The sequence below is a fragment of the Kitasatospora sp. NPDC088134 genome (assembly GCF_044741705.1).
GTDB lineage: Bacteria > Actinomycetota > Actinomycetes > Streptomycetales > Streptomycetaceae > Kitasatospora.
On record NZ_JBIUTD010000011.1, the window covers coordinates 241,727 to 248,358 of the forward strand.

Consider the following 6,632-nt stretch of genomic DNA (forward strand, 5'->3'; position numbering starts at 1 on the left):
CTGACGGCCTGTCGGCCCACGCCCCGAGCCCGGCCCCGTCCCTGACCGACCGCACCGGTCCGGGGGCGGGGCCGCCGCCTTCCCCGGTCCGGAGCAGTGCGACGGGGTTTCCTGTTGTCAGTGGCGCTGGAGAGGCGGATTCCCTTGCTTCGGAGCACAGTTGACGGTTCGACGGTGGAACGTTCGGCGGGCGGGTGGCGGAATGGTGTAGAAGTGCGGATGCCGTGTGCGCGTGGCGCGCCGTCCGTTCGTCGACCGTGGAGACACCCCCGTGACCCAACCGCCGCCCCAGTACCCTTCGCAGCCGATACCGCAGTACGGCGGCTGGCCGCCCCCGCAGCCCCCGCCGTACCCGCCGGTGCCGCCCGGGGCGGGGCGGAAGTGGTGGCAGCACCCGGCGCTCGCCGTGGGGGCGCTCGTCCTGTTCCCGCCCGGCGGTATCGCCCTCACCTGGCTGGGCCGGTGGAACCGGGCCGCGAAGGTGATCGCCACCGTCCTCTCCACGCTGTGGTTCTTCGCCCCGTTCATGGGAACCCCGCCGAAGGACCCGGTGCCCGTCGCCGCAGGTGGGACGGCGCAGCCGCCGAGCTTCCTGGGGCAGAACCTCAAGGACGCCAAGTCCGGTGCGCAGAAGGCCGGTTACGACTCGGTCTCGCACGACGCCACCGAGAAGGACGCCGGGCAGTGGGCCGACGGCAACTGGACGGTGTGCTTCCAGAGCCTGACGGCGAAGAAGACCGGCTCGAAGCCCGTGCTCGACTTCGGGGTGGTCCGGAACGGGACGCCCTGCCCCGCCGCCGACAACGAGGCGGTCCGCGAGCTGAAGATGCCCCAGCTCGTCGGTCAACCCTTCGCCAAGGCCGCCGAGGCACTCGCCCCGCTCTCCCTCCAATCGGTCAAACCCACCGGCGCCTACACGAACGTCACCCTCCCCGCCGCCGTGGACGACTGGACGGTCTGCTTCCAGGACCCGAAGGAGGGCCGGACGATCCCGGACCCGAAGACCACGGCCGCCCGCCTCGCCCTCACCGCCCCCGGCACGCCCTGCCCGGCGAACGAGAACACCGCACTCCCCCCGCCGCCCGCACCCCCGACCTCCGCACCCCCGGCCACGACGCCCCCGCCCGCGGAGAACGGCACCACCACCTCCGGCGGCACCTCCAATGGCAGCTCCAGCAGCGGCGGTTCGACGAGTGGCGGTTCGGCCACCGGTGGTTCGACGAACGGTGGTTCAGCGAGCGGGGGCTCCAGCAGTGAGGGCTCCAGCAGTGGGGGATCGACCGTTGGCGGTTCGTCGAGCGGTGGCTCCAGCGGCGGAGGGACGTCGACCACCGGCGGAGGTTCGGACACCGGCGGCGGTGGCAGCGCCGGGGGCGTCACCCCGGGCGCGTTCTGCTCGACCCCCGGCGCCACGGGCATCGGCAAGGCCAACGGACGGACCTACACCTGCAAGGGGCCCGAGCCGTACCGCTGGCGTTCCTAGCCCGGCTGCGCCGGAAGACCCGGCCGCGGCGCCCAACTCCGCTGAGGGTGGGGCGCCGTGGCGGGCGCAGCCATTCGGCTGCGGTGGACGCGGCGCAGGCAGGGCGATGCGCGCGAGCGGGCGGGAGTCGAAGCGGGAACGGTGGGGTGAGGCTGAGGGGGCCGTCCCGGTCGCGGGGGTGTGAAAGTTTCGCGGGTCGGGGGTGGGGCGGGGCACCGTGCGGGCGGGGGGCGGGTGGGGTGCGGAGGAGGGGTGCGGGTGCTGGTGGGGCGGGGGACGGGCGGGGGGAAGGCTCGGGGGTGCGGGGAGTCGGGGCTGTGCGGAGGCTGCCGCCGGGGTGGGTCGGGGCGCTAGCATCGGCCGCGGTGCGCTGCGGGAGCGCTCCCACGCTCTGGTTCTCGCAACGTTCCCGGTCAGGCCGCTGCCACCAGGCGGCCGTCCGTCTCTCCCACCCGAGAGCAACCCCACGGAGGACACCGTGCACACCCCCGACCCCCACCGGCCCGCCGCCGGGGCCGCCCGGCCCGGCCGGCGCGCCACCGCGCTCGCCGTCTCCGCCGCGCTCGCCGCCGTCGCCCTGGTCGTGGCCGCCCAGGGCGGCGCCGGAGCGGCGGTACAGGGCAGCTTGCCCGCCGACACCCCGTTCTACCAGGACCCGGCCTCGCAGGTCGCCAAGTGGGTCGCCGCCAACCCCGGGGACTCCCGCACCCCGGTGATCTCCAAGCGGATCGCCAGCCAGCCGCAGGCCGTCTGGTTCGCCAACTACCGCCCCGACAGCGTCACTTCGGACGTCCGGACGATCACCTCGGCGGCCGCGCAGTCCGGCCGGGTGCCGGTCGTGGTGGCCTACATGATCCCGAACCGGGACTGCGGCGGCGCCTCCGCCGGCGGCGCGCCGGACCTCGCCTCGTACGACGCCTGGGTGGGCAAGTTCGCCGCCGGGCTGGGCAGTTCGCGGACCGTCGTGGTCCTGGAGCCGGACTCGATCGCGCTCACCACCTGCCTGAGCGCCCAGCAGCAGAGCGACCGCTTCGCCTCGCTGTCCCGGGCCGTCGGCACCATTCACGCCGCCAACCCGAACGCCAAGGTCTACCTCGACGGCGGGCACTCGGCCTGGAACTCCGCCACCGAGCAGGCCAACCGGCTGCGCGGCGCGGGCGTGCTCAACGCGGACGGCTTCTTCACCAACGTCTCCAACTTCAACACCACGGCCAACGAGACCTCCTTCGCCCACAACGTGCTGAACGCGCTCGGCAACCCCGGCAACCTGCACGCCGTCGTCGACACCAGCCGCAACGGCAACGGCCCCGCGGGCAGCACCTGGTGCGACCCGTCCGGCCGGAAGATCGGCAACTACCCCACCGCCGCGACCGGCGACAGCGCGATCGACGCCTACCTGTGGATCAAGCTCCCGGGCGAGGCCGACGGCTGCGCCGCCGCCGCGGGCACCTTCGTGCCGGACATCGCCTACCAGTTGGCCGTCAACGCGGCCGACCCGACGGCGCCCCCGTCGACGCCCACCCCGACGCCCACGACCCAGCCGCCCACGTCGCAGCCCCCGACCAGCCAGCCCCCGACCTCGCAGCCGCCGACCAGCCAGCCGCCCGGCGGGAACGCGGCCTGCTCGGTGGCGTACCGGGCGAACTCCTGGGCCGGGGGCTTCACCGCCGACGTCACGGTGAAGAACACCGGCGGCGCGGCGCTCGCCGGCTGGACGGTCGGCTGGACCTACCCCGGCGACCAGAAGATCACCAGCGCCTGGAACGCCAAGGTGGTGCAGAGCGGGGCCGCCGTGACCGCGAGCGACCTCGGCTACAACGGCGCGCTCGCGCCCGGTGCCGCCACCAACTTCGGCCTGCAGGCGACCTACGGCTCCAACAACACCGCGCCCACCGCCTTCACCGTCAACGGCAGCGCCTGCACCACCGCCTGAGCCGCCCTCCCCGCCCCGTCGGCCACCCCCACCCGTGGGTCGGCGGGGCACCTTCCGGTCCGGGGCCGGTCGAGGCGTCAACGGGTGTTCTCAGGGCCGGAGTTGAACGGCCGTCACCATCACGTACCCGACCAGCAGGCCGAACAGGCAGACCGCCGTGACGTAGCGCGGCGTGAACGGCAGCCCCGCCAGCGCCGGGTAGAGCAGGACGGCGCCGCCGGCGGCCACGTCGGCGAGGTAGAGCCCGTCCGGCGGGACGATCCCGGTGCTGTGGGCCGCCCACCCCGTGGCGATCAGGAACCCCGTCAGCAGGGTGAAGCCGGAGAGCAGCCCCGAACCGATCGCGCCGAGCGTCGGATGCGGCTCCGGGTACGGCTCGCCCGCCGGGACCTCCGGGCGCAGCCGGTCCGCCACCGCGAGCGAGCCGACGGCCAGGGCCATTGCGGCGAGGGCGCCGAGCAGCGGAACGGGATTCATCGGCTCCTCCTGGAGAACGCGAAGTGCTGCCCCGCCAGCGCGGCGAGCGCGGCCGGCAGCAGGACGGTGACGATCATGACGGTGGCCCAGACCGACGGCTCGATCGTGCCGGGCGCGGCCGGACCGTCCGGCGGTGGCGGTGGGGCGGCGACCACGGCCGCCGTGGCGGCGGACGGCGAGACCGGCGCCGCTGGCGAGGCGGACGGCGTGGGAGTGGGGACGGGCGAAGGCGGCGGGGGCGGTGCGCTCACGACCGTTGCCGGGGACGGACTCTGACGCACCGTCGGATACGAGGCGGCGGCCGGGGCCGGGGGTGGTTTCGACGGCGGCGTGGCGGTGTGGGGCGGTGGGGCGGCCGGAGTCGGGACGGCGGACGGCGACGGGGACGGAGCGGGAGCAGGAGAGGGCGAGGGGGAGGGGGAGGAGGAGGGGGAGGGCGAGGGGCTGGTGGTCGGGGTGGGTGAGGGTGTCGGAGCGGGGCTCGGGCTCGGGCTCGGGTCCGGGCAGTGCCACGGTGGGTGGTGGTGATGCGGTGGGTGCGGGTGGGGGTGCGGTGCCCACCGGGGGAACGGGGGCGGGAATGTGCTGGGGGCATGGTCCATTGCCCGATCATCCGACCGCCCGGGCGGCGGTCGGAAGTCGTTCGTGAGCAGTCCGCGCCGAAACCGCACGGGGTGGTGAACCGATTCGGGGCACGGTGGAACGTCCGGTCGGTGATCGGGCGTCAGTTCGCCGAGTCGGGCCGAGCGGGCGCGGTGGGCGTCGCGGGCGCGGTGGGCGGCGGGGGCGTCGTGGGTCCGGCGCCCCCGGTGCGGGCGGCGAGCAGGGCGACCGCGGCGGCGGCCAGCACCGGCCAGCCGGTGCCCAGCAGCAGGGCCAGGACGGCGGGGGCGCAGACGATCGCGGCCAGCCGCGCCGCCCCGTCCAGGACTCGGACCGCCGAGGTGACGCAGCCGAGGTAGACGGAGAGGAACAGCGCGGTCGGGACGGACACCAGCTGGGAGGTGGTCAGGACGCCGGTGCCGACCAGGGCGACCAGCGGGACGCCGGTCAGCGCGGTGGCGCCGACGACGGCGAACGAGCCGCGCCGGCCGGCGGCCGCACCCGAGGGGAGCAGGGCGTCCAGCAGGGCGGCCGCGCCCGTCAGGTAGGTGTTGGTGGCGGCCAGCGTCAGCACCAGCGCCGCGCCCGCCGCCAGCAGTGCCCCGGGCGCGCCGACCGCGGCCCGCATCAGGTCGGCGAGCGGGACGGAGCCGCCCGCGCCGGGGCCGAGCACGGCGACGGTGGCGGCGGCCAGCGCCAGGCAGAGCAGCGAGGTGACGGCGAAGGCGATCAGCACCACCCGGCGGAGCTGGCGGCGCGGGTCGCGCAGCCGGGTGGTGAGCGAGGCGGCGGCCTCCCAGCCGACGAAGGCGAACATCAGCGGCGGGGCCGCCTGCGCGACGCCCGTCCAGCCGTGCGGCAGGAACGGCGTCCAGTGCGCGGCCCGCGCGGACGGGGCCGAACCCAGCACCGCGAACAGCACCAGCGCCACCAGGGCGGAGACCAGGGCGAGTTGGAGGCCCGCGCCGGTGCGCACCCCCAGCAGCCGGACCGCCAGCACCAGGGCCAGCAGCACCAGCGCGGCCCGCACCGCCGTCGCCTCGTCCGCGCCGAGGGCCGCCGCCGCGTAGCTGCCGCCGATCAGGCAGACCACCGGCGCGCCCGCCACCACGCCCGCCAGGAAGCACCAGCCGGCGGCGCGGCCGGCCCGGGTGCCGAGGCCGGCGGCGGTGTACCCGGCGACGCCGCCGGTCGAGCCGAGCCGGGTACCGAGCGCGCAGAACACCGCGGCGATCAGGCCGGAGAGGCCGAGCAGCGCCAGCCAGGCGAGCAGCGAGGCCGGCCCGGCGGCCCGGGCGGCCAGCCCCGGGAGCAGCAGCAGGCTGGGGCCGAGCAGGGCCCCGATGTAGAGGGCGGAGGCCCCGGCGGTGGACAGGTGGGCGCCGGACGGGTCGGCGGCGGAGCCGGGACGGGGGCGGGACGGTGCCGCGGTGTCGGTCATGAGGTGATCATGGCCCCGAACGCGCGGCACGCGCTGGCGATTTACGCCCCGAACGCGGCCCGGAACGGCATCTTCCACCAGGATCCGGCCGCTATGGTGCACAGCATGCCGAGCACTCCGTACGACCGCATCGATCGTGCCATCCTGGAGCACCTCCAGCGCCACGGCCGCACCGCCAACGTCGACCTCGCCGAGGCCGTCCGGCTCTCGCCGTCCTCCTGCCTGCGGCGGACGAAGGCGCTGGAGGCGGACGGCGTGATCAGCGGCTACCGGGCCGAACTCGACCGGGAAGCCGTCGGGTTGGGCCTGACGGTGTTCATCGCGCTGCGGGTCGAGCAGCACTCCCGGGAGACTTCGCGGCAGATCGAGCAGAAACTGTGCGCGATCCCCGCCGTGGTCGCCTGTCACGTGGTCTCCGGCGAGGCCGACTTCCTGGTCGAGGTCGCCGTGCCCGATCTCGCCGCCTACGAGCAGGTCCTGCTGGACGACATCCTCGCCATCGGCCCGGTCCGCGACGCCCGCTCCACCTTCGCCATCCGCACCATCCGCTCCCGGGGCCCGCTGCCGCTCGACCGCTGGCCCGTCACCGGCCGGAGCCGTTAGGGCACGTATTCGGTTGTGATCAATTTGCGGGTTTCACTCTCGTGGTCGCGCCTCGTCCGGTAGATCCTGTTGTGTGACGCGAGTGCAACTGA

6 protein-coding genes are annotated in these 6,632 nt (G+C 75.3%); 3 read left to right on the forward strand and 3 right to left on the reverse strand.

The window, feature by feature from the left end; all coding sequences use genetic code 11:
- The first annotated feature begins 271 nt into the window (after positions 1–271).
- Positions 272–1,483: a hypothetical protein gene (locus tag ACIOHG_RS19795; RefSeq protein ID WP_400952175.1), complete on the forward strand. Its 1,212-nt coding sequence runs from the start codon at positions 272–274 to the stop codon at positions 1,481–1,483.
- A gap of 478 nt (positions 1,484–1,961) precedes the next feature.
- The gene (locus ACIOHG_RS19800; RefSeq protein ID WP_400952178.1) at positions 1,962–3,416 is read left to right on the forward strand and encodes a glycoside hydrolase family 6 protein; all 1,455 of its coding nucleotides are present in this window, start codon (positions 1,962–1,964) and stop codon (positions 3,414–3,416) included.
- A gap of 90 nt (positions 3,417–3,506) precedes the next feature.
- Here the strand turns inward: ACIOHG_RS19800 and ACIOHG_RS19805 are convergent, their stop codons facing one another.
- From ACIOHG_RS19805 to ACIOHG_RS19815, 3 genes are all read right to left on the reverse strand, one after another.
- Positions 3,507–3,893, reverse strand: coding sequence for a hypothetical protein (locus ACIOHG_RS19805; protein WP_400952181.1), 387 nt, complete (start codon positions 3,891–3,893; stop codon positions 3,507–3,509).
- Complete coding sequence (locus ACIOHG_RS19810) at positions 3,890–4,144, reverse strand: hypothetical protein (RefSeq protein WP_400952184.1); 255 nt, start codon at positions 4,142–4,144, stop codon at positions 3,890–3,892. The genes ACIOHG_RS19805 and ACIOHG_RS19810 overlap by 4 nt, the downstream gene beginning before the upstream one ends.
- 473 nt (positions 4,145–4,617) lie before the next feature.
- On the reverse strand, positions 4,618–5,937 hold the full coding sequence (locus tag ACIOHG_RS19815) for an amino acid permease (RefSeq protein WP_400952186.1): 1,320 nt from the start codon (positions 5,935–5,937) through the stop codon (positions 4,618–4,620).
- 9 nt (positions 5,938–5,946) lie between these two features.
- Here ACIOHG_RS19815 and ACIOHG_RS19820 point away from each other — a divergent pair, with 9 nt between their 5' ends.
- Positions 5,947–6,540, forward strand: coding sequence for an Lrp/AsnC family transcriptional regulator (locus ACIOHG_RS19820; RefSeq protein WP_400952190.1), 594 nt, complete (start codon positions 5,947–5,949; stop codon positions 6,538–6,540).
- Positions 6,541–6,632: the final 92 nt, after the last annotated feature.

Bases quoted from the DNA above. Each gene is read 5' to 3' on its own strand.
- ACIOHG_RS19820 (WP_400952190.1), top strand. From the start codon at position 5,947: ATGGCCCCGAACGCGCGGCACGCGCTGGCGATTTACGCCCCGAACGCG.
- ACIOHG_RS19815 (WP_400952186.1), bottom strand. From the start codon at position 5,937: ATGACCGACACCGCGGCACCGTCCCGCCCCCGTCCCGGCTCCGCCGCC.
- ACIOHG_RS19805 (WP_400952181.1), bottom strand. From the start codon at position 3,893: ATGAATCCCGTTCCGCTGCTCGGCGCCCTCGCCGCAATGGCCCTGGCC.